Origin of the sequence: Gordonia amarae NBRC 15530, from assembly GCF_000241345.1 — a bacterium.
Lineage (GTDB): Bacteria > Actinomycetota > Actinomycetes > Mycobacteriales > Mycobacteriaceae > Gordonia > Gordonia amarae.
In genome coordinates this window covers 122,175-144,109 of record NZ_BAED01000020.1, presented here as the reverse complement: position 1 = coordinate 144,109, position 21,935 = coordinate 122,175, and the positions used below count along the sequence as shown (strand labels likewise).

The window sequence follows — 21,935 nt, the reverse complement described above, 5'->3', positions numbered from 1 at the left end:
GCCCACTACTTGACCAGGCCTCGGTGGGTGTGCATGCCCAGTCGAAGGCGGCGACCCCAGCGCGCGAACCGCCACACAGGCGTATTCAATCACGCGGCCGAACTCGTGGCCGAGAAGTTCGCGATCCGGATTCGCGCAGCACGCCGGTGTCGACGACGGTGATTGATCGCAATGCCTGCTGAACCCGATCGGGCAGTGAGCCGCCGTGGGCGAGCCAGTCGTCGAGGGCGATCCGCACCGACGACATGGCCAGCGCGCCGATCAGGCGTGGCCGGGGGTCTGGTTGCCGCAGGTCGCGGATCCGTGGACTGATCAGGCCGGCGATGACGCCCTCGTAGTGGGCGTACACGCCGAGGCCCCAGGCGCGCAGGGCTGGCGACGACCGTTCCATCGTCGCCAGCTCCCGGATCTGGCCCGAGATGTCGTCGAAGTCGTGGGCGAGTTCGGCGAAGGCGGCCACCACCGCCTCGGCGGCGGCGTAGTCGGCCGGCTGATGATCCAGCGCGGCCACGATCCGGTTGAGCCAACGGGCATTCATGCCTTCGGCCACGGCATGCTCCTTCGAGGAGAAGTAGCGGAAGAACGTCGCCCGGCCCACCTCGGCGGCGGCGGCGATCTGGTCGGCGCCGGTGTTCTCCAGGCCGTCGGCCGTGGCGAGTTCGGCCGCGGCCGCGGCGATCCGCGACCGGGTGGCCATCCGTTTCTGTTCACGTAGACCGGCGGCGGGGTCGAGGGGCAAATGAAAATCTGAATTCTGATACATAGTCTCAATTGAGATTATATCTTGTCGTTCATGACCACGCTTCAACTCGATCAGTCCATGCCTGCCTGGGAGTTCGTCCGGAAAGCCCTCGCCGACGCCACCGAGGTCGTCACCGGGGACGCCATCAACACCCGTGAGGCTCTCGAAGGCCTGCGCGTCATCGCCCGGGTGTCGTCGTTGTGCGCGCAACTGTCGGTGGAGGCCGACCCGGTGCGGCCGGTCTTCTTCGATATGTGCTCACCCACCCGTCAGATCGGTGGCCCCAACCCCGACGGCAACTACTACCTGGGCATGATCCGCGGAGACGCCCGCTACCGGATCACCGGGCACCGTGGCAGCAGCGCCTACCTCGGGCTGCAGATCCTCGCCGGGACCGGCCTCACGCCGCGACGGATGGCGGGCTACCTCAGCGACACCGATCTCGAACTCGATGAGGAGGGCGGGTTCGAGCTGCTCCTCGCACCCGATGAGCCTGCCGATTGCGGTGGTGCCCAGTGGATTCAGATCCCCGATGATGCGTCGGCCATCGTGGTTCGCGAGTACATCGGGGACTTCTCCGACGAGGAGCCGGCCGCATTGCGGATCGTCAACCTGGACCCGCCGCCTCCGGCGCCGCTGACGGATGCCGAACTGGCCGAGCAGTTCACCGCGATGGGCTGGACCCTGCTGAAACTCACCACGCTGCACCGAACCATCAAGCCCGAGCTCCTCGACAATCCCAACACGCTGCTCACCGCCGCGGCCGACGACCTCGGTGCCGCCGACACCACACCCGACAACCTCTACATGATCGGGACGTTCCGACTCTCACCGGACGAGGCGCTGGTCCTCGACATCGAACCACCGGAAACCCGCTACTGGAACGTCACGCTGGAAAACATCTGGCATGAATGTCTCGAACCCCGCAGCCGGCACAGCTCGGTGACCAACCGTGCCGTGACGCCCGACGACGACGGGCGCGTCCGCATCGCCATCGGCGCGCGCGATCCCGGGCTGGGGCATTGGCTCGACACCGGTGGCCGTGAGCGGGGATTCGTCGTGTTGCGCTGGCTGGACAACCCGGAGCCACCCGCGGTGATCACCTCGGTGCACCGGGCGGCCACGACCGAATCGGAGGACAAGTGATGAACCTGGAGCAACGGTTCGAGCCGCAGGCCCTGATCGACGCGGCCTGTGAACAGGTCGGTGCCGACGACTTCGGTGCCGACGGCTGGCAGAACGGCCTGCAACGGGTCACTGAGGCGCTGGTCACCGAGGCACGATTGTCGGAGATCGGCGTGGAGGTCGCATACGCCGACATGATGCGCGCCCTGAAGAATCGCCTCGGCGTGATCGCCTGGCGCAACCAGAATCCGCGCATCGCCGAGGAAAAGATCTCGCGTCCGATCTTCATCGTCGGACAGCCGCGGACGGGGACGACGATCCTCTACGACCTGCTCGCGCAGGACCCGGCACTGCGCACCCCACTGACCTGGGAGGTCGATGAGCCGTGTCCCGTGCCGCGGCCGGAGACCTACGAGACCGATCCGCGGATCGCCCAGGTCCAGGCCTCGATCGAGATGTCCGAACACATCATTCCCGGCTTCCTCAAACATCATCCGATGGATGCGCGGGTCGGTCAGGAATGTGTGCGGATCACCGCGAGCGAATTCAACAGCATGATCTTCTCTGTGCAGTACCGCATCCCGAGCTATCAGCGGTGGTGGGTGCATGAGGCCGACCAGGCCGGCGCCTACGCCTACCATCGTGGGTTCCTGCAGCATCTGCAGTCCGGTGTGCCCGGCGACTGGCTGCTCAAGTCACCGGCGCACCTGTGGCACCTCGATGCCCTGCTGGCCGAGTACCCGGACGCACTGATCGTGCAGACCCACCGCGATCCGCTCAACGTGATGTCGTCGGTGGCGGCATTGACCCACCATCTCCGGCGGATGAGTAGCGACGAGTCGTCGATCACCGATTGCGCAGCGCAGGCATACGAGGAGATCACCGTCGGACTGGATCGCGAAATAGCCTGGCGCTCAAGTGGTCTGATTCCAGAAGTACAGGTCGTCGACGTCCGGTTCGCCGACTTCATGGCCGACCCCTGGGCCACCATCAAAGGCATCTACGAGCGCCTCGACCGGGACCTGACCGACGATGCCGACGCCCGGATGCGCCGGTTCCTCGCCGAGCATCCGGGGGACGGTGGCGCGAAGCGCTACACCTGGTCGGACACCGGCCTCGATGCGCAGCAGGTGCGGGCACGTGTGACCGGCTACCAGGAACGCTACGGCGTCCCCACCGAGGAACTGCGCTGACCGGGACACCGGTGCGTTACGCCGGTGGACCCTGGCGAAATCTGTGACGGCCGGCACCGCCACCCCGGGCAGTGTCGATAAACGATCGGTTGAGGGAGGTTGGATGGAAGCGCACGGCTACGAGCTGTCGCACCTGGATGCGTTGGAAGCGGAGTCGGTACATATCTTCCGGGAGGTCGGCGCGACCTTCGAGCGGCCCGGGCTGCTGTTCTCCGGCGGCAAGGACTCGGTGGTGATGTTCCACCTGGCGCGCAAGGCGTTCTGGCCGGCGCCGGTCCCGTTCCCGTTGCTGCACGTCGACACCGGTCACAACTTCGACGAGGTGATCGAGTACCGGGACCGGATCGTCGCCGAGACCGGAGTGCGGTTGCTGGTGAGTTCGGTGCAGGACGACATCGACGCCGGGCGGGTCGTCGAACAGACCGGCCCCGGGGCCAGCCGCAACCGGCTGCAGACCACCGCGCTGCTGCGGGGGATCACCGAGCACAAGTTCGATGCCGTGTTCGGTGGTGCGCGCCGCGACGAGGAGAAGGCGCGCGCCAAGGAACGGGTGTTCAGCTTCCGCGACGAATTCGGGGCCTGGAACCCGCGGGCGCAGCGTCCCGAGCTCTGGCATCTGTACAACGGACGGCACCACCGGGGCGAGCATATCCGTGTGTTCCCGCTCTCCAACTGGACCGAACTCGACATCTGGGAATACATCGCGCGCGAGAGCATCGAACTGCCGCCCATCTACTACGCGCACCAGCGCGAAGTGATCCCGCGCGACGGCATGCTGCTCGCCAAAACCCGATTCCTGCATCCTCTTCCGACGGAGACCATGCAGACCGAGACGGTGCGCTTCCGGACGGTCGGCGACGCGACCTGCACCGGCTGCGTACTCTCCGACGCCGACACCGTCGACAAGGTCATCGCCGAGATCGAGGTGACCCGGCTGACCGAGCGGGGAGCCACCCGCGCCGACGACCGGATCAGTGAATCCGGCATGGAAGACCGCAAGAAGGAAGGCTACTTCTGATGAGCGGCACACCACGGAACGAGATGCTGCGACTGGCGACGGCGGGATCGGTCGACGACGGGAAGTCGACCCTGATCGGGCGTCTCCTGTACGACTCGAAATCGATCTTCTCCGATCAGCTCGAGTCGATCGAACGGACCAGCGCCGAACGCGGCGACGAGTATGCGAATCTCGCCCTGCTGACCGACGGTTTGCGCGCCGAACGTGAGCAGGGCATCACCATCGACGTCGCCTACCGGTACTTCTCCACGCCCAAACGGAAATTCATCATCGCCGACACCCCCGGGCACGTGCAGTACACCCGCAACATGGTGACCGGAGCGTCGACGGCCGACCTCGCGATCATCCTCATCGACGCCCGCAAAGGCGTCCTGGAACAGACCCGTCGGCACGCGTTCCTCTCCACACTCCTCGGGATCCCGCACCTGACGATCTGCGTGAACAAGATGGACCTGGTCGGCTGGTCGCAGCAGCGGTTCGACGAGATCTGTTCGGAATTCGTCGATTTCGCGACCAAACTCAACGTCACCGATGTCACATTCATCCCGGTGTCGGCGCTCGCCGGGGACAATGTCGTCGACGCCTCGTCGAACATGCCGTGGTATGAGGGGCGTTCGCTGCTGTCCCATCTGGAAAGCGTCTACATCGCCTCCGACCGCAACCTCATCGACGCGCGGATGCCGGTCCAATACGTGATCCGGCCCCAGCGCGGCGATGGCGCCGACCACCGCGCCTTCGCCGGCACAGTGGCCGGGGGCGTGTTTGCACCCGGAGACGAGATCGTCGTGCTGCCAAGTGGATTCACGACGACCATCACCACGATCTGGGGTCCGGGCGGGGCGAAAGTCGACGAGGCGTTCGCGTCGATGGCCGTGTCGTTCGAGCTGGCCGACGAGATCGACATCGCCCGTGGCGATATGCTGGCACGGCCGAACAACCGGCCCTGGGTGGGACGGGACATCGACGCCATGGTGTGCTGGTTCGCCGAGGACGCCGAGCTGACCGCCGGGACGCGGTACCGCGTGCTGTGTGGCACGCGCGAGTCGCGCGCGGAGATCACCGGGCTGCGATACCGGCTCGATGTGAACACCCTGCACCGTGACGAGACGGTCGAGGCGTTGCGGCTCAACGAGATAGCCCGAGTGGCCCTGCAGACGCAGGAGCCGTTGATGTTCGACGCCTATCGCCGCAACCGGGAGACCGGTTCCTTCATCCTGATCGACGAGGCCACCAACAACACCGTCGGGGCCGGCATGATCACCGCACCGGTCGCGAAGGACCCCAACATCGTCTGGCAGACCACCAAGGTGTCCCGCGAACAGCGGCCGCATCAGGGTGCGACGCTGTGGCTCACCGGTCTGTCCGGTGCCGGAAAGTCAGCCCTGGCAATCGAATTGGAACGACGGCTCGTCGCATCGGGACGACCCGCGTACCTGATGGACGGTGACAATCTGCGTCATGGACTCAACTCCGACCTGGGATTCTCCGACGACGACCGCCGCGAGAACATCCGCCGCACCGGCGAGGTCGCGGCATTGTTCGCCGATTCCGGTGCGGTGTCGGTGGTATCGCTGATCAGTCCGTTCGCGGCCGAGCGTCGTCTTGCCCGGGAGATCCACGAGGAGCAGGGGCTGCCGTTCTACGAGGTGTTCATGGATACCCCGCTCGAAGAGTGCGAACGCCGCGACCCCAAGGGACTGTATGCGCGCGCCCGGGCCGGTGAGATCACACACTTCACCGGCATCGACTCGCCCTACGAGGCACCCGAGAACCCCGAAGCGGTGGTGGCTCCGGCAGACGGCACACCCGCCGAGGTGGCCGAGTCCATCATCCGGAACCTGGGACTGTAGAAGGGGAGAGAAAATCGGGAGCGGGACACCGATGTGAGGTTGCCGTGAACGCCAATCACACGGCATCGGGTCCTGAGGTCCGGTCCGTAGACGTGTCAGGGGCGGCTTCCGGATCACCCGGAAACCGCCCCTGAACTGTGCGGAAGCGGAGGGATTTGAACCCCCGGTGCTGTTTAGGCACGCTCGCTTTCAAGGCGAGTGCATTGAGGGTTTCACCAGGCCCAGAACTTTCCTGTCGACAAACGTCAGAGGCACTTTCTGGGCCTTCGGCCTGGCGTTCGTGTCAATGTGTCAACTCTGTGTCAACTCCATCCTGATCGCCGATTCGGCACACTGGAACCCCCACACGAAGGAGCCACCATCCTCGAACGCACCCCCGAACAGGTCGAGGCTCTTCTCGCACACATCGACCGACGCGGCCACTACATGCGCGGCCGCAACGCCCCCCACGCCCACACCCTCGCCGACCCTCGTGCCCGGGAACTCATGCGGCAGTATTTCGCCGACGAACTCACCGAGCCCTGGTACGAAGTGGCGGAGCAGCTCGAAGCCCTGGGCCTCGACGAACAAACAACCCGAGCCTTGCAAGCCTGGGTCCGCTCCCTCAGACGCACCCGTGTGGTCTGGGCCGACCAGATGCCCGAGGCATGCCAGGAACCCCTCGACCCGTCGATCACCCCGATTGACGCGCCGCCCGGCGATGTCCGTTTCGGCGTCATCTCCGTACCCGCCGGATGGGTCCCGGTGGCCAACGAGCTCCACCGATCTATCGTCGATCTCGTCGGCCCCTACGAAGTGATCCAAGGTGGCCAGAAACACTTCGGCCTCCGATGGTTGACGACTTTCGACGATCACCCTGGCGTCCGCGAACTGATCAAAGCTGCCCACGAGAAAACCGAGAATATCTGTGGCGTCTGCGGTGCCCCGCGGGCCGCTGAACAGCACAATCCGCCCCGGTGCCCGGCACACCGGTTCGGCACCACGCCGCACGTGTGCGCCCGGCCACCCCGCCGCGCCCCTTGATCCCGGCGGCGCAGCCGCCGCCGGAAGCCCTCCTCAACCCACTGAGGAGAGGACTTCCCCATGACCATCGCCACCATCCCGCTCACCATCCGCGTCCAGAGCACCTACATCACCGGCGATTTCTTCAACCGCACCATCGACGTGACCGTCCCGCCGCCGACTCCCGGCGCTGACCTCGACGAATGGGCCACTGACGAGTTGCTCACCTACACGGGAGAAGGCGACCAGTACAGCGGCGTAGAAGCGATCTACCAGGCGACCGTCGTCGCCAGCCCGGCCCGTCCCGACCTCATCGGCATCACCGCGTCAGGGCAGGGGTAGACGACGTGACCGACATCGACGTAGACCCGACGCTGAAATCCCAGTCAGGACAACAACTTCACGTCACCACTGATGCCAGCGGCATGATCGTGGTCACCGCCGACGGTGCCGAGGTGCTGATCCTGCGTCCCAATGTGGCTCTTGGACTCGCCGACGCGCTGGAAAACGCCTGCTACCGACGCTGACCTCCCGACCTCGCACCGTTCCGACCGGTGCGGGGTCTGCTTTCGCACCCGTCGGCACAGCCGCCGGCCAGCCCTCCTCGACATCCCGACGCCGAGGAGGCACACCATGACCGAGACCACCGCCCGACGCCGGACCAACGCCGACGAACCCGCTATCTGGCTGGGCTGCTTGCATTGCTACAACTCCGGTCGGCTCGTCGGCCACTGGTTCGCCGCGTCCGGCGCCGACGAGGTCACTCTCGCCGATGTGCACCGCGGCAGCCGGGTCGACTTCGCCAGCGAGGGCTGCGAGGAGATTTGGGGGCTCGATGTGGAGAACATCGCGGTCCACCGCGAGATGGACGCGATAGAGGCCGCTCAGTGGGGCGCGCTCTACGACGAGGTCGACGACGCCGACGAGTGGCAGGCCATCAGCGCGTGGGTGCGATCCGGCGACTACATCGCCGAGGGTGACAGTGACATCCCCTGCTTGTCCGACTTCCGCGAGCGCTATTGCGGCACTTGGGATTCAATGGAGGACTACGCCTACTCCTACGTCGAGGACATGGGTCTGTTCGAGGGCATTCCCGACGACAGCCCGCTGGTCACGTACTTTGACCATTCGGCGTTTGCACGTGATCTCCGGCTGTCCGGCGAGTACAGCACGACACCAAACCCCGACGGCGGTGTCTACATCTTCCGGTGCTTCTGATGACGACCGACGACGAGTTGCTCGACGCCGCCGTCGATCTGTTGCCCGAGGCATGGCACGACGACATCCTCGCCGACGCCCAATCCCAGGACTGCACCGTGCGCTACGTCGCTGCACCCGACGGCCCAAACGCCGCGACCATCGCCCGCGTTCTGGACCACTTCGACGACCGCGACGACGACCCCGACTGGTGGGCGATGAGCGAGGGCCAACGTCTCGACGAGTGCTTCCCGCCGCACGGTGTTGGCTCATGGGAGCTGCTCGACGCCCTGGGCATCGCCGCCGCGTACGTCGCGCTGTCGGACCCCTGATGGATGATCCCAGCAATGACCGACGACGATGAGGATCTGATCGACATCTTGTGGCTCAGTCGTGGTGAATCCATCGACGTCGACGCCACCATCTCCGACATTCTCGACGACAACGCATGGACCGATCCCGTACCGGCCTACGAGGATCTAGTCAGGATGTGGCCGAATCACCCTGACTTGTAACCGCCCTGCCGGGGGCACCCATGGCAGGCGCAAGCGCCGGCCATGGACTTGGAGATAGCACTGACCCCGCACCGACGAATCGGTGCGGGGTCAGCATCACACCCTGAGAACAAGGAAGATACTACCACCATGACCAGCGATAACACCGACGATTACGACCACCGAGCCGCCGACGTGGCCGCCCGCCTCGAATCCATCGCCGACGAACTCGCCGCGACCGTCGGCACTGGCGACGGCATCGTCCCGCCGCCCGGGAGCCCCGAAGACCTGGCCATCGAGGCCGCGTTCGACGAGGCGTTCCCCAATACCCGCCGCCGCAGCGACGAGGAGACTGACGCCGCCATGCAGTTCGCCGACGGCGTTCTCGGTGCCGCCGGGCGCACCCTCGACCCGTCCGTCCGCCCCATCGCCCGCGACTTCGCCGCGGGCCGAATCACCCACGACGAGTACCGGCGACAAGCTGGTCTTGTCGATCCCGACGAGGTGGAGCGGCAGCAGCGGCAGCGGCGCCTCAGCGACGACTACAAGGCCGGCCTGATCGACGAGGAGACGTTCCTCAGACGATTCCTCTACGGCGACGACTGAACCATCAACATCGTTATCCCGCTTGCGATCTACTTGGCCACATGGATGACGACAACGAGGACATGACCCCCGAAGAAATCGACGCAGCGTTCGAAGCCACACAGCACATCGGCAACGCGCTGAACGCGCTGTATCGAGCCGAGGCCATCGTCGCCGCCGTCGACCTCGATCTCTGAAGACCCCGTGGGCAGCGCGCTCGCGGGGTCTTCACTTGCTCCCTGCCCGCCGCGACCGGAGAACCCCTCATGGGGTTCTCCTTCTTTTTCTCTCGACAAACCCGAGGTCGCTCACCGGCGTTGTCGGTCCCGCTGACTACGATCAGAACATGACAGTGACCACCCCGACGACCAAGCGGAACAGCGGCAACAGCAGCCTCGTCGCCGCGAAGAACGCGGCTTTCGATGAGTATTACACCCTGTGGACCACCATCGAGAACGAGGTCAACGCCTATCGCGACTACGACCCGGATGTCTTCCGCGACAAGGTGGTCCTGCTCCCGTGCGACGATCCCGAGTGGTCGAACTTCGCCAAGTTCTTTGCCTTGAACTTCAGCAGGTTCGGCCTCAAGAAGCTGATCTCCACTAGCTACGCACCCGACAGCAACCTCGACCTGGTCTCGTACCAGCCCACGCTGTTCGAGGCCGAGTCGCCGCAGTTCGACGAGTCCAAGACCCGCATCAACGGCAAGAAGTTCGTACTGACCAGAGAGGACACTAACGGCGACGGCGTCATCAACATCGACGACCTCAGATGGGAGTACCTTGACGGCGACGGCGACTTTCGTTCCGCCGAGGTCTCCGCGCTCCGCGACGAGGCCGATGTGATTCTGACGAATCCCCCCTTCTCCCTTGGGCGAGAGTTCATCCGATGGGTCCTCGACGCCGGCAAGAAGTTCGCGATCATCGGTCCGAACAGCTTTCCGACCACCAAGGAGATCTTCCCACTCTTCCAGAGCAACCAGCTCTGGTTCGGATCCACTGGCAATACCAGCGACATGGTCTTCGCCGTACCCAAGGGCACACCGATCGCCCCTGCCGACGCTGATAAGGCCGCCAGACTGGGCCACCCTGCCGATGAGAACTACGACTACACCCGCATGGGGAACTCCTGCTGGTACACCAACCTCGAGGATCGGAAGGCCGAGTACCTCCTCGGCACGGGCGAGCAGCTCCCGCGAGATCGGTGCAGCACCGCAGATCGCGAAGCGCAGCGACGACGTGTCGGTGTCATCGGGTTTGGACGACACCAGCAGTGCGTAGATGGTGGGGACGGCCGAGAAGTAGGTGGGCCGCAGCGTCGCGACGTCGTCGAAGAATCGGGTGACCGAGAACGCTCCGGTGATACTGAGCTGACCGCCGGCCAGGATCGGCGCCAGGAAACTTACCGCGATCGCGTTGACGTGGAACAACGGCAGGATCAGCAGGGCGTGGTCGGTCGACGACAGGTCGGAGTTCAGTCCGATCGCGCTGCCCATGTATTGGAGGTTCGCGTGCGCCAGGCGGACACCCTTGGGTCGGCCGGTCGAGCCGGAGGTGTAGATCAGCAGCGCGTTGTCGTCGGTAGCGGGCTGCGCGGGCGGCTGCCACGACGGGTTGCGGGTGGTGTCGAGATCATCGACGAGCAGCTGGGGCCGATTGATGTCGAGCTCATATCGTTCGACGACGACGAGTGCGGCGTCGCAGTCATCGAGCTGGCGTTGCGCCTCCGGGATGAGGAACTGGGGATTGACCGGTGTGGCGATCGCCCCGAGCCGCCACGCCGCCATCATGGCGACGAGGAGTTCGACGCGGTTCGGCAGCCAGATCGCGACGACGCCGAGGGTTTCGAGGAGTTCGAACTCCTCCGGCCGGTCGAGGGCGAGGACCGGTACTTCGTGATCCAGGCCACGATTCTTATGTCAGGCCCCGGAAGTTTCCGTAGCCTGACATAGTTTTGGTGGCCTGAGCCGCTCGATGGACCTATCCGGCGAAGCACTCCCCCGGGTCGCGCCCGTCGTTCACGATCTGCGACAGCCGACCTGCGAGCTGCCCCACGTCGACCTGCGAGAGGACGTCGGCGCGCGGCGGTTTCCCGTCCAGGGTCAGTTCCCAGCACGGACCGAGGAAGCGTAAACGCGTGGCCGTCGCCGATACCGGGCTGACGGTGAATCGTCCGGTCAGGTTCGCCCTGACCCACGCCCGCACCCTCGGATCGGCGTGATCGAGCTCATCCCACGTGGACTCAGGGACCTCAAGGGCCGCGTTGTACTCGCGCGGCTCGTCGTTCAGTCCGCGGGCACGCGGGGCCTGCCGCATGCCATCGTAGGCGTGCAGCAGCAGGGTCAACTCGGCGCCCTTCCCGATCCGCACCTGAACCCTGGTAGGTGTGCACGCCCAGTCGAAGGCGGCGATCTCGGCGCGCGCACCGCCCATGGCGCCGAGGTAACGGCGGGGTTTGCGGTCGATCGGGGTGGTCGCAACCGGCAGCGATTGCCCGGTCAGGGCGGCGCCGGTTTCGACGAACCGCCACTGTGCGGCGTCGATCTGCTTCACCCACACACCGGTGACACCGCCGGCGCGCCCTTCTACCCGCAGCTCCCGGTCACCGGCATCCGGTCCGGTCGACACGATCGTCACCCGGTCGGTGAACTCGCCGGGCGGAGTCGGTTGTCGCTTCCAGTCGGGGATCGGCAACTGCCACGCCGCGGAATCGGCGGGCAGGCCGGTCTCCCAGGTGTACTTGCCGAAAACGGCGTTGGCGCCGGTCAGGTCGAAGTCGTACATCCGGGTGAAGATCGCCCCGGACCGGGCCGCGACGATCAGCGTCGAGCCGGTGGCGTCCATGCCCGCCAACTGTGAGGTGCCGGCGTCGGGCAGGCACACCTCGCGACTGCCGTCCGTCGGCAACCACGGATCGAGATAGGTAATACGACGCCCCTGATCGCGCAGCAGAAACAGGGTGGCCACGCCGATCGGTTCGTGGCGGCGGCCGGCGCCGTCGGTAAACGTGTCCGGTGTGGACAGGTCCGAGGTGGCGAACCCGTTCAGATCCGCCGGCAACCGGGCCCCTGAACCCATCCAGAAGTACGGGCCCCAACGCCACGTCCACCGGCCGGGATTCAGGTCGCCGTCCGGCATGCTGTGGCTGTACACCTGCCGGCCCGGGCCGACGGCGAGCAGCAGATTCCGGTCGGCGGAGATTCCGGTGAGCTTGCCGTCGAGGCACTCCGGCAGATTCACTTCACGCCACGTCGACCCCTGATCAGGAATCCCGTGTGTCGAACGCCGCGCGAACAGCCGGCCCTCGCGGAGTGCGAACGAATAGGTCTCCGACACCGCGTGCCGGGCGTCTTTGAGTAGGACTCGCGACGGCAACTTCAGTGCGGCGGGTGCGGGTGCACCCCACGTACCCTGCCCGGTGACCGCGGACAGTGGCGGCGGCTCGTCACCGACGCCCAGGACACCGGTTGTACCGAAGAACAGCGGCTGACAGGCCGGGTCGGCGGGAGGCCCGGCCTCGATGTGCGCTGAGCCGGGTGCGGCATGTGCCGGTACGACACCCGCCACCAGAAGCGCGGCAAGTCCACACAGTGCGAGTCCGAATGCGCGCTTCCCGAGTCGATACACGGGCGTATTGAATCACGCCGCCGAGGTAGGTGAGTCCGGTTCGTCCGCCGCCGGACGTCGAGTCACGACCAAGTCGACTGCCGCAGTCCGACGAGGATTCACAGCCTTCGTAGCGACGTGAGCAGTTTCAGATGACGTGGAATGTGGGCACATCGGTCGCAGAAGCCGGGGTGATAGAGGTAGTCGGAGATTCCCACGCCGGTGTAGTCACGGTCGCCGATGGTGGCGACCCAGGTGGATGGTGATTGCTGGAGCATCGCACCTTTGACAAGCAACGGCGCCTGCGCGTGGGCGGTCCCGAATGTCTCAATGGTGAATCCCGACATGTCGGTGGCGGTGACGCGAACTGCCGAGGCAACACGGCGATTGGCCCACACCGGCTCCACCCGCAGATCCCGAATCGGGTGATTTGCGCCGTCCCGCCAGATGTAGCCGCCCACGTTGGTGATCCCGTCCATCGTGACGCGCGTTGCACACAACGCCAGGTCGTCGTCGAACAGCACCGGTATCCAGTTCCACCTCTGCAGGCCGGCCCAGTCTCGAAGGCCCCACGATTTGTCCCGCTGGCCGTAGCCGCGGATGAGCGTCGTCGTGCCGCCCACCCGCACCGTGCCCTCGACGCGGCCGGACTGCTCGAAATGGCGGTCCGCGGTACCGGTCAGCAGTGCCGACCCGGCCGGACCGTCGGCGAAATCGAAGGCGCCGTTGAGGGCGGTGAATGTGAGATCGAGCCCGTCACGCCCATCGATCACGAGGCGCCAGCTGGAGAGCGGCTCGACCATCCGAAAACTCAGTCGGCCAACCGTGAGCGCCCGCGGGTCCTGTGGGCCGCCCCGCTGCTTCGACCTGACCAACAGCCGCCGCACCCCCGAGGATCCCACGATCAGCGCACCCGCATTCCATTCGTGCGATCCCGGCAGGTATCCGATCCGCGCCAGACCGGCCGCACTCGAGGCCGTGTCGAACCAGGAGAAGTACCAGCTCTCCTGCCACCGCGGGTCCGGGCCGGACTCGTGCACGTACTCGTCGGATGGCTCGATCGCAGTTGACATGGACACGGTCACCCCCATCGGGTACGGCCTGCGGCGGGCTATATGCGACATCGACTATCGCAGATAGTGTTGTTATCTGCAACACAATGTGTTGCACTTGCCACGTGACGCTACCCAACCCCTCACGTTCGGACGGACGTCGGAACGTCCAGCGCATCATGGAGGCCGCAACCTCCGTCTGGGCGGTGAATCCCGACGCCCCTCTGCAGGAGGTGGCGAAGGCAGCCGGTGTCGACCGCGCGACCCTCTATCGCCACTTTCCTACGCGCGCGGCCCTGTTTCAGACGGTCGCGCCGCCCGCATTCGACGAGATCGGCGGCCTTCTCGTCGACCTGCCCACCGAGGGACCCGCCTTGCCGGTGCTCACCTCGCTGATCGAGCCGTTCATCGGGCTCGGGAACCGCTACGCATTCGTGGTGACCCACGCAACCGCGGCCACCCAGGATCGCGCGGTGGATGTCGCACTCTCGGAGTCGCTCGAGGCCCTGATCATCCGGGCCCAACAACAGCGCGAGATCGACCCGGGCTACCACCCCGCCTACGTCGCCGGAATGTACACCAGCGTCATCAAGAACGCGGTCATCCTCGTCGCCCGAGGAATCCTCGATCCCGAGACCGGGATCGCCCAGGCCCAGCGAGCTTTCACCAAGGCAATGGAGGTAACCGATGACGACACGTGAGCAGACGACCTTTTGCAGAATCTGCGAGCCGTACTGCGGCTTGATCGCGACGGTGGAGGACGATCGACTGATCGGATTGAGGCCGGACCCCGACCACGTGGCATCACGAGGATTTGCATGCGCCAAAGGGCTCGCGTATCCGGGGGTTCAAAACGATCCCGATCGGGTGCTCCACCCGCTCAAGCGCCAACCCGACGGCTCGTTCGCCCGTGTGAGCTGGGATGAAGCAATCGGGGACATCGTCTCGCGCCTGAAGCGAATCATCGCCGTCCACGGCGGCGAGTCGGTTGCCTGGTACAACGGCAACCCCTCCGCCGGCAGCTACAGCCACTCGATGTGGGCGCTGGGTCTCATCGGCGCCCTCGGTTCCAAACACTCGTACGGCGCCGGTTCACAGGACACCAACAGCAGGTGGGCGGCCAGCGCCCTGCTGTACGGCACGTGCCCGGCGGTGCCCGTCCCCGATCTCGACCGAACGGAGATGGCGTTGATCATCGGCGCGAATCCCGTTGTGTCACATGGCAGCCTGGCCACAATCCCGACCTTCGCAGAGAAACTCCACGCAGTAGTAGGCAAAGGCGGGCGGGTGGTGGTCGTTGATCCCCGTCGAACCGAAACCGCACAGGAGTTCGAGTGGCTTCCGATCGCCTCGGACGCCGACGCCTATCTGCTGCTCTCCCTGATCCACGTGCTGTTCGCCGAAAACCTCGTAGACCGCGAACGGGCAGACGCACAGGCCAGCGGGGTCGACGGTCTTGAGCAACTCGCCGCCGCCTTCCCGCCCGCCTCCACCGAGGCGCAGACCGGCATCCCCGCCGAGCGGGTCCACCGACTCGCCCGCGACCTGGCCACGAAGCGATCGGTGGCCTACGGGCGACTCGGAACGTGCCTGGGAGCGACCCCGACACTGGTGAACTACCTCCTCGACTCGGTGAACTTCCTCGCCGGCAACCTCGACGCCGCCGGCGGTGCCGTGTTCAGCAGCCCCGGGATACCCATCCGGGAGATGCTGGCCCAGTCCGGCACGGCGACCTATGACACGTGGCGCAGCCGCGTCGGCGGATTTCCCGAGGTGATGGGCATGGCACCCGCCGCGATCATGGCGGCCGAGATCAGGACTCCCGGCCCGGGACAGATCCGCGCGATGTTCGTATCCGCCGGCAACCCCGTCGTATCCACCCCGGGTGGGGACAGGCTCGAAGACGCGCTCGACGAACTCGATCTGATGGTGTCGTTCGATCTGTACGTCAACGAAACCGGGGCGCACGCGGACTACATCCTGCCGGGCGCGGCGATGTATGAGCGCGACGACTTTCCCTACTTCGGCACCATGCACATGGCCGTGCCGTGGGCACAGGCAACACTGCCCGTGGTTCCGACGCCGGGAGAGGTTCGCCCCGAATGGGAGGTAATCGACTCGATCGCCCGCGCCCTCGGCACCCGCGCCCTGCCCACACTCCCCGCCCGAATCGCCGCCCGGGCAGCCGATTTCGCCCGTCGCCCGCTGACCCCACACACCCTTTTCGACCTCCTGATCAGGATCAGCTCGTATGGCGACCTCTTCGGTTTGCGTCGTCGGGGTTACAACTTCCGCTCGCTCGCCGAGAAGGCCCCGCACGGCCTGGCAGTACGGGACCACGCGGCGACCGGCCAGCTGCGCAAGGTGATCACACACCGTGACAAGAAGATTCATTTCGACCAGCCCGCGATGCGCCGTGAGGTGCAGCGGCTCACGGCTCGCACCGAGGATCCGGCATTTCCACTGCGCCTCATCGGAATGCGTGAACCACGGTCAGAGAATTCGTGGCTTCACAACGTGCCGAGACTTCGTGCGGCTCGACCAAGGCACGCCGTGCGGATGCATCCGGGCGACGCGGAGACGCTCGGCATCGTCAACGGCGGCCCGGTGCGGCTGGTCTCCCTATGGGGGTCGATCGAGATACCCGCGCTCATCACCGATGACATCAAGCCGGGTGTCGTGGCCGTTCCGCATGGCTGGGGCCACCGCGGTCGCGGACAGTGGTCGATCGCCAATCATGAAGGAGGAGTGAGTATCAACGACCTGATGAGCACCGAACCCGAGAACCTCGATCCGTTGTCGGGGATGTCGCACCTCAACGGTGTCCGCGTGCGTGCCGAGGCCGTCGTGCCGAACGCGGCGCCCGGCCCGACGGCGGTGGTCTGAATGGCATACGTCGTCGGCCCGGCCTGTGTGGCCGACTATTCATGCCTCGAGGTCTGTCCTGCGGACTGTATCCGTCCACGCCCGGACGACCCGGAGTTCACAACCACCGAACAGCTCTACATCGACCCGCGCTCATGCGTCAACTGCGAGGCATGCGTACCGGCCTGCCCGGTCGATGCGATTCATCATGAACTCCGCCTACCTCCCGAACATGCCGAGTACGCCTCGATCAACGTCGCCTGGTTCGAGGAGTCGCGGTGACAGAATCGGAACGGCCTACCCGCGTCGCCGTCGTCGGCGCCGGTCCGGCAGGCATGTATGCGGCGGGACATCTGCTGGAGGCCCCCGGCGGAACCTACCTCGACGGCCGCCTCCAACAACTGGTCTCCCACGACGTCGAGGTCGATGTACTCGACCGGCTACCCACCCCCTGGGGACTGGTGCGTCACGGCGTGGCACCCGATCATCCGGACAAGAAACTGGTCCAGCGCGTGTTCGAGGAGACCGCGGGCCGACGCGGATATCGATTCTTCGGGAACGTGGAGCTCGGTCGGGATGTATCAGCCGCGGAGCTGTCCGAGTGGTATGACGCCGTTGTCTTCGCCACCGGAGCCGCCGGGGATACCCGACTGCGAATCCCCGGCGAGGATCTCCCCGGCAGTATCTCCGCGAGGGCCTTTGTCGCCTGGTACAACGGCCACCCGGATGCCACCGACCTCGATCCCGACCTGTCCGGCGAGCGGGTCGTACTCATCGGCAACGGCAACGTCGCACTCGACATCGCCCGTATCCTCACCCTCCCGGTCGCGGAGCTCGCCCGGACGGACATCGCCGATCACGCCCTGTCCGCGTTGTCCCGCAGCCGGATACGCGAGGTTGTCATCGTGGCTCGTCGAGCCCACCTTCACGCATCGTTCAACAATCCGGAATTGGAGGAACTCGGGCGACTGCCCGGCGTCGACGTCGTGGTCGAACACGATGATCTCTCCTATGGTCTCCGCGACGCGCTCGACGCCACGGTACGACGCAAGGTGACGACCTTGCAGAGGTACGCCACCAAGCCGCAGCACGGTCACGAACGTCGAATAGTGCTTCGGTTCCTCAGCTCCCCGGTTCGGGTCCTCGGGGATGACCGGGTCACCGGTATCCGACTCGGCACCAACAGGGCGGTCCTCGACGGTGACACCGTGCGCACCGAACCCACCGGCGTCGAGGAGGATCTCGCAACAGGTCTGCTGCTGCGGTCGATCGGCTATTTCGGCACCCCGATGCCCGGGCTGCCCTTCGACGACCACCGCGGCGTGATTCCCAACGCCGCCGGCCGGATCATCGAGAACGGCACCCCGATGCCGGGCCGCTACGTCACCGGCTGGGCCAAGCGAGGACCGCGCGGCATCATCGGCACCAACAAGGTCTGCGCCCGCGACACCGTGCGATCCCTCCTCGACGACCTGGAGCGGCTTCCGACCGCCAGAACACTGACCGCCGCCGACGTCGAGTCGGTGATCCGCTCACGCTGCCCGTCCGTGGTGGACCAACAGAGCTGGCTGATCCGCGATGCGCAGGAGCGGCGTGCCGGACGCGCAGCGGGACGACCCCGAGTCAAGATCCTCACGTGAGGTCCGCGGGTACGTTCGAGACCATGTCGCGTTCACGCTCTTACCCGCTGCGGACCCTCGACAAGGGACTCAACGACCTCGACCGTCGGTTGTTCGACGCCGTCGCCGAGTCACCGAGCCCACTGCTCGACCTCACCATGCGCCCGTTGTCCTCGGCCGCGGACCACTCCAAGCTGTGGGTGCTGATCGCCGCAGGGCTGGGATCGTCGGGAAATCTGTCGATGCGGCGCGGTGCGGTGCGCGGCCTGGCGACACTTGCAGTCGCCAGCCTGGTGGTCAATCAGGGATTCAAGCGGCTCTACCCACGCAACCGTCCGCTATACGAAGGTGTGCCGCTCTCCCGGCTGCGGCGTCAGCCCACATCCAACTCCTTCCCGTCCGGTCATTCCGCCAGCGCGGCCGCGTTCGCGATCGGCGTCGGCCTGGAGAACCGCACCGCCGGTTATCTGCTGGCAGGTCTGGCCGGAGCCGTCGGGCTCTCCCGTATCGCGACGGGTGCGCACTTTCCCGGTGATGTGCTCGCCGGGCTCGCGGTGGGCGCTGGCGTCGCGGTCGCCGGTGCCCGGGTGGTCCCACCTGTCGACGACAGCCGGACCCTCATCCCCGCCCCGAACGTCGAAGACCTGGGTCCGAATCCCGATGGTGCCGGGCTGGTCGTCGTGCTCAATCCGGCCTCCGGCGACGGGTCGGGTGCGCGCATCGTCGACGAGCTACGGGGGAGTCTCCCCGCGGCCGAAATCGTAGACCTGGACGAGGATTCCGATATCGACGCGATCGCCGCCGATGCCGCCGGCCGCGCCGAATTCCTCGGCGTCGCGGGCGGTGACGGCACAGTCGCGACCATCGCCCGGCACGCTATCGAAGCGGGCAAACCGCTGGCGGTGTTTCCCGCCGGAACGTTCAATCATTTCGCGAAGGACATCGAGGCACCGGACGTCGCCGCAGCCATCAGTTCGTTTCAGGCCGGCCGGGTGACGCGGGTCGACGTGGTGTGGCTAAACGACGAAACGCTCCTGCTGAACACGGCCGGCATCGGCGCTTACCCGGAGTTCGTGCGTGCGCGAACTCGCTACCAGCGCCTGCGTATCGGGCGGCCCACGGCGACCATGCGCGCGGTACTGAAGGTGCTGCGCGACTCGTCGCCGAAAAAGGTGCGCATCGAAGGCCGCGCGGCCACAGTCTCCTTCTTCTTTCTGGGTAACTCGGTCTACGGGTCGCCGAGCTTTCTTCCGGGTCGGCGCTCCCGTCTCGACGACGGCGTACTCGACGTCCGCTACCTCGAAGACGGGCACCGCAACGCGACGGTTCGGCTGCTCACTTCGTGGATCAGCGGCCGGCTCCGGAACTCCAAGATCTACCGCGAGCTACAGGCGCCGGTCGTGACCATCGAATCCGACGCCCCCTTCCGCGTCGCCCACGACGGTGAGGAGGGCGACCTACACACCCGTGCCCACTTCCGCGTCGCCTACCGCGAACTACGAGTATTCGGCAGCTCGGTCTATGAATAGCTGTGACGAATGAAAAGCCACCTCACCTGCATAAAGTGCCGATCATCACGGAGTCGGCAGAAGAGCTGTCCGTCTTCAACTTTCAGTCCGAGTATGAGGCCGGCCTCGAACTGCTGCGTTCGCGGCATCGGGGAGTGAGGGCACCGGTCCGCGCGGTCTTCTGGTGGTTACGCTGAGGCCAGTAGCCCGGTGATCGTGACGCGAATCAGATCGCGAAGAGTTTCGGTGAAGTCCATCTGGCCGGCGGCAAGATCCGGTTCGAGGTCGTATGCGGCCTGGATGGCGGGCGCCGGCCGAGACTGCGGCCAGGCTCCGGCAGTGAGCAGGATGGTGTAGGCGACCACTTGCCACGCCTGCTCGTTGGAGAGCTCGGGAAGCGCGCGCACCATCGCCCGCGTGATCGTCTCCACCTCGCCGGCGATCGCGTACTTGTGCTGCACTGCCACCTCGGTAGAAATGTTGCGTTCGAGGACGGCCGACTGCGCACTGATCAGGTCACACATCACCGGGCGCTCGGCAATCGAGCTCGCCACCACGTCGGCGACCTGCGCAATCCGCTCGAGGCAATCCGCGGGGGATTCGACAAGCCAAGCGTCAACCTGTGCTGCCCACTCGTGGAGCTCGGCATCGAGCAATTGAAGCAGCACTGCTTCGCGCGATTCGAAGTACCGCAACACATTCGACTTTGCGAGACCGACGCGGCGACTCAGCTCGTTGAGACTGACCTTGGCCACCGGCATTTCCTCGAGCATCTCGCTGGTGACAGCAAGGATGCGGGCGCGCCGCATCTCCCGCTGTTCATTGCTGCGTGCACGTTGGAAATCCATAGGGCGAATATTACAGACCGGCAGACCTATTGACAAGAGACCGGCGGTTCATTAGTGTCGATCGCATACAACAGACCGCCAGATCTATTAAGGAGAATCTCGTGGCAACCACCATTCCAAGCCAAGCCGACAAGCTCGCCGTCGTAACCGGATCCAACAGTGGTACCGGAAAGGAAGCCGCCCGCGCTCTCGCCGCCGCCGGAGCCAGCGTGATCATGGCAGTGCGCACCGTGGAGAAGGGCGAGGCCGCCCGCGCCGACATCCTCAAGACGGCCCCGAATGCCGACATTGAGGTCCGCCGCGTCGACCTCGCGAACCTGAACAGCATCAAAGAGTTCGCCGAGCAGTTGATCAAGGAAGGGCGGCCGCTGGACCTGCTCCTGAATAACGCCGGCGTCATGATGCTGCCCGAGCGGCACGAGACCATCGATGGTTTCGAGACCCAGTTCGGCACCAACTTCCTCGGGCACTTCGCGCTGACATTGCGCCTGCTGCCCTTGCTGCTGAAGGCTAAGGCGCCGCGCGTGGTCACCATGTCCAGCGGCAATCAGGCGCCGATCGACTTCGACGACCTCAACTGGGAAAAGAGATACTCGGCGAACGGCGCCTACGGCCGCTCCAAGCTCGCCGACCTGCTCTTCAGCCGCCAGCTGGCGCGGGTCGCCGAGGCCAAGGGGCTCAACCTGATCTCGCTCGGCGCGCACCCGGGCAACGCGGCGACCAGCATCTACGACAACGGCACCCAGTACGGCGGCAAGCCGATCCTGGTTCTGCGGATCGCCTGGAAGATCACCCCGCGCCACTCGGCGGCCGCCGGTGCCGCTCCCATGCTGATGGCCGCAACCTCTACCGGCGTCGAACAAGCCGGCTACTACGGTCCCCGCTTCGGGCTCATCGGTGCGCCTGCAGTCGCCAAAGTATCCAAGGCCGGCCAGGATCCCGAGGTCGCCGCGCAGCTATGGGCCGAGGCGGAGCGACTGACCGGCGTCACCCTCGAATCGCAGCTGGCCTGACCCGAGCATCCGACTCGAACAAGGTCGTCGGGTCCTACCAGTACGACGCCACCCGCTGACGCAGGTCAGGGACAGCCAAGGGACGACTCCCGAACTCCCCAGAGACCGGCCCTGACCTGCAATTTTAAGTGCGGAAGCGGAGGGATTTGAACCCCCGGTCGCTCTCACGACGCTCGCTTTCAAGGCGAGTGCATTCGGCCGCTCTGCCACGCTTCCTTC

Annotated in this window: 22 protein-coding genes, 2 tRNA genes and 2 pseudogenes; 18 read left to right on the top strand and 8 right to left on the bottom strand. The window is 65.8% G+C overall.

Annotated features, from left to right (window positions below; all coding sequences use genetic code 11):
• Positions 1–85: 85 nt before the first annotated feature.
• Positions 86–763 (bottom strand): TetR family transcriptional regulator, encoded by a 678-nt coding sequence (locus GOAMR_RS05655; protein ID WP_005183930.1) that lies wholly within the window; start codon positions 761–763, stop codon positions 86–88.
• A gap of 30 nt (positions 764–793) precedes the next feature.
• Here GOAMR_RS05655 and GOAMR_RS05650 point away from each other — a divergent pair, with 30 nt between their 5' ends.
• From GOAMR_RS05650 to cysC, 4 genes are all read left to right on the top strand, one after another.
• The gene (locus GOAMR_RS05650; RefSeq protein ID WP_040514472.1) at positions 794–1,888 is read left to right on the top strand and encodes a DUF1214 domain-containing protein; all 1,095 of its coding nucleotides are present in this window, start codon (positions 794–796) and stop codon (positions 1,886–1,888) included.
• A complete protein-coding gene (locus GOAMR_RS05645) occupies positions 1,888–3,060 on the top strand; it encodes a sulfotransferase family protein (RefSeq protein WP_005183918.1) in 1,173 nt (390 codons plus the stop codon). Before GOAMR_RS05650 ends, GOAMR_RS05645 begins: the two co-directional genes overlap by 1 nt.
• Positions 3,061–3,163: 103 nt before the next feature.
• Positions 3,164–4,078, top strand: coding sequence for a sulfate adenylyltransferase subunit CysD (gene cysD, locus GOAMR_RS05640; protein ID WP_005183913.1), 915 nt, complete (start codon positions 3,164–3,166; stop codon positions 4,076–4,078).
• Positions 4,078–5,928: an adenylyl-sulfate kinase gene (gene cysC, locus GOAMR_RS05635; protein ID WP_005183910.1), complete on the top strand. Its 1,851-nt coding sequence runs from the start codon at positions 4,078–4,080 to the stop codon at positions 5,926–5,928. Before cysD ends, cysC begins: the two co-directional genes overlap by 1 nt.
• A gap of 140 nt (positions 5,929–6,068) precedes the next feature.
• Here cysC and GOAMR_RS25060 read toward each other — a convergent pair.
• Positions 6,069–6,161, bottom strand: a tRNA-Ser gene (locus tag GOAMR_RS25060).
• Positions 6,162–6,219: 58 nt separating this feature from the next.
• Complete coding sequence (locus GOAMR_RS05630) at positions 6,220–6,873, bottom strand: hypothetical protein (protein ID WP_040514471.1); 654 nt, start codon at positions 6,871–6,873, stop codon at positions 6,220–6,222.
• Between the two features lie 138 nt (positions 6,874–7,011).
• On the opposite strand from GOAMR_RS05630, the gene GOAMR_RS05625 reads away from it, so the two are divergent.
• From GOAMR_RS05625 to GOAMR_RS05605, 8 genes and pseudogenes are all read left to right on the top strand, one after another.
• Complete coding sequence (locus GOAMR_RS05625) at positions 7,012–7,272, top strand: hypothetical protein (protein WP_005183894.1); 261 nt, start codon at positions 7,012–7,014, stop codon at positions 7,270–7,272.
• Between the two features lie 5 nt (positions 7,273–7,277).
• A complete protein-coding gene (locus GOAMR_RS24725; protein ID WP_138943607.1) occupies positions 7,278–7,457 on the top strand; it encodes a hypothetical protein in 180 nt (59 codons plus the stop codon).
• Between the two features lie 106 nt (positions 7,458–7,563).
• A complete protein-coding gene (locus tag GOAMR_RS05620; RefSeq protein WP_005183892.1) occupies positions 7,564–8,148 on the top strand; it encodes an antirestriction protein ArdA in 585 nt (194 codons plus the stop codon).
• Positions 8,148–8,459, top strand: a complete 312-nt coding sequence (locus GOAMR_RS05615; protein ID WP_005183891.1) for a hypothetical protein — start codon at positions 8,148–8,150, stop codon at positions 8,457–8,459. The genes GOAMR_RS05620 and GOAMR_RS05615 overlap by 1 nt, the downstream gene beginning before the upstream one ends.
• 15 nt (positions 8,460–8,474) lie before the next feature.
• Positions 8,475–8,642 carry a hypothetical protein gene (locus GOAMR_RS25055; RefSeq protein ID WP_005183890.1) on the top strand — a complete coding sequence of 56 codons (168 nt, stop codon included), beginning with the start codon at positions 8,475–8,477 and terminating at the stop codon, positions 8,640–8,642.
• 129 nt (positions 8,643–8,771) lie between these two features.
• Positions 8,772–9,227, top strand: a complete 456-nt coding sequence (locus tag GOAMR_RS05610) for a hypothetical protein (protein WP_005183888.1) — start codon at positions 8,772–8,774, stop codon at positions 9,225–9,227.
• A gap of 41 nt (positions 9,228–9,268) precedes the next feature.
• Positions 9,269–9,403 carry a hypothetical protein gene (locus GOAMR_RS25730; protein WP_259061670.1) on the top strand — a complete coding sequence of 45 codons (135 nt, stop codon included), beginning with the start codon at positions 9,269–9,271 and terminating at the stop codon, positions 9,401–9,403.
• Positions 9,404–9,552: 149 nt separating this feature from the next.
• A pseudogene (locus tag GOAMR_RS05605) lies at positions 9,553–10,305 on the top strand (adenine-specific methyltransferase EcoRI family protein); the annotation flags it as partial.
• Positions 10,306–10,350: 45 nt separating this feature from the next.
• Here GOAMR_RS05605 and GOAMR_RS24075 read toward each other — a convergent pair.
• The 3 genes and pseudogenes from GOAMR_RS24075 to GOAMR_RS05595 all read right to left on the bottom strand — a co-directional run.
• Positions 10,351–11,040, bottom strand: a pseudogene (locus tag GOAMR_RS24075) (class I adenylate-forming enzyme family protein); the annotation flags it as partial.
• Between the two features lie 145 nt (positions 11,041–11,185).
• Positions 11,186–12,832, bottom strand: coding sequence for a hypothetical protein (locus GOAMR_RS05600; RefSeq protein ID WP_005183883.1), 1,647 nt, complete (start codon positions 12,830–12,832; stop codon positions 11,186–11,188).
• Positions 12,833–12,930: 98 nt separating this feature from the next.
• Positions 12,931–13,884 carry a DUF7064 domain-containing protein gene (locus GOAMR_RS05595; protein WP_083836863.1) on the bottom strand — a complete coding sequence of 318 codons (954 nt, stop codon included), beginning with the start codon at positions 13,882–13,884 and terminating at the stop codon, positions 12,931–12,933.
• 104 nt (positions 13,885–13,988) lie between these two features.
• On the opposite strand from GOAMR_RS05595, the gene GOAMR_RS23515 reads away from it, so the two are divergent.
• Genes GOAMR_RS23515 through GOAMR_RS05570 form a run of 5 tightly spaced genes read left to right on the top strand, consistent with a single transcriptional unit; the run spans position 13,989 to position 19,876 of the window.
• On the top strand, positions 13,989–14,564 hold the full coding sequence (locus tag GOAMR_RS23515; RefSeq protein WP_170319114.1) for a TetR/AcrR family transcriptional regulator: 576 nt from the start codon (positions 13,989–13,991) through the stop codon (positions 14,562–14,564).
• Complete coding sequence (locus GOAMR_RS05585; protein WP_040514468.1) at positions 14,551–16,749, top strand: molybdopterin-containing oxidoreductase family protein; 2,199 nt, start codon at positions 14,551–14,553, stop codon at positions 16,747–16,749. Before GOAMR_RS23515 ends, GOAMR_RS05585 begins: the two co-directional genes overlap by 14 nt.
• Positions 16,750–17,010 (top strand): 4Fe-4S dicluster domain-containing protein, encoded by a 261-nt coding sequence (locus tag GOAMR_RS25795; protein WP_005183874.1) that lies wholly within the window; start codon positions 16,750–16,752, stop codon positions 17,008–17,010.
• Positions 17,007–18,368 carry an FAD-dependent oxidoreductase gene (locus GOAMR_RS05575; protein WP_005183871.1) on the top strand — a complete coding sequence of 454 codons (1,362 nt, stop codon included), beginning with the start codon at positions 17,007–17,009 and terminating at the stop codon, positions 18,366–18,368. The genes GOAMR_RS25795 and GOAMR_RS05575 overlap by 4 nt, the downstream gene beginning before the upstream one ends.
• 23 nt (positions 18,369–18,391) lie before the next feature.
• Positions 18,392–19,876, top strand: coding sequence for a bifunctional phosphatase PAP2/diacylglycerol kinase family protein (locus GOAMR_RS05570; RefSeq protein WP_040514518.1), 1,485 nt, complete (start codon positions 18,392–18,394; stop codon positions 19,874–19,876).
• A gap of 167 nt (positions 19,877–20,043) precedes the next feature.
• Here GOAMR_RS05570 and GOAMR_RS05565 read toward each other — a convergent pair whose 3' ends face one another.
• On the bottom strand, positions 20,044–20,703 hold the full coding sequence (locus GOAMR_RS05565) for a TetR/AcrR family transcriptional regulator (RefSeq protein WP_040514467.1): 660 nt from the start codon (positions 20,701–20,703) through the stop codon (positions 20,044–20,046).
• A gap of 101 nt (positions 20,704–20,804) precedes the next feature.
• Here GOAMR_RS05565 and GOAMR_RS05560 point away from each other — a divergent pair, with 101 nt between their 5' ends.
• Positions 20,805–21,716, top strand: a complete 912-nt coding sequence (locus tag GOAMR_RS05560; protein ID WP_005183859.1) for an oxidoreductase — start codon at positions 20,805–20,807, stop codon at positions 21,714–21,716.
• A gap of 131 nt (positions 21,717–21,847) precedes the next feature.
• On the opposite strand, the gene GOAMR_RS05555 is transcribed toward GOAMR_RS05560, so the two are convergent.
• A tRNA-Ser gene (locus GOAMR_RS05555) sits at positions 21,848–21,932 on the bottom strand.
• Positions 21,933–21,935 lie beyond the last annotated feature (3 nt).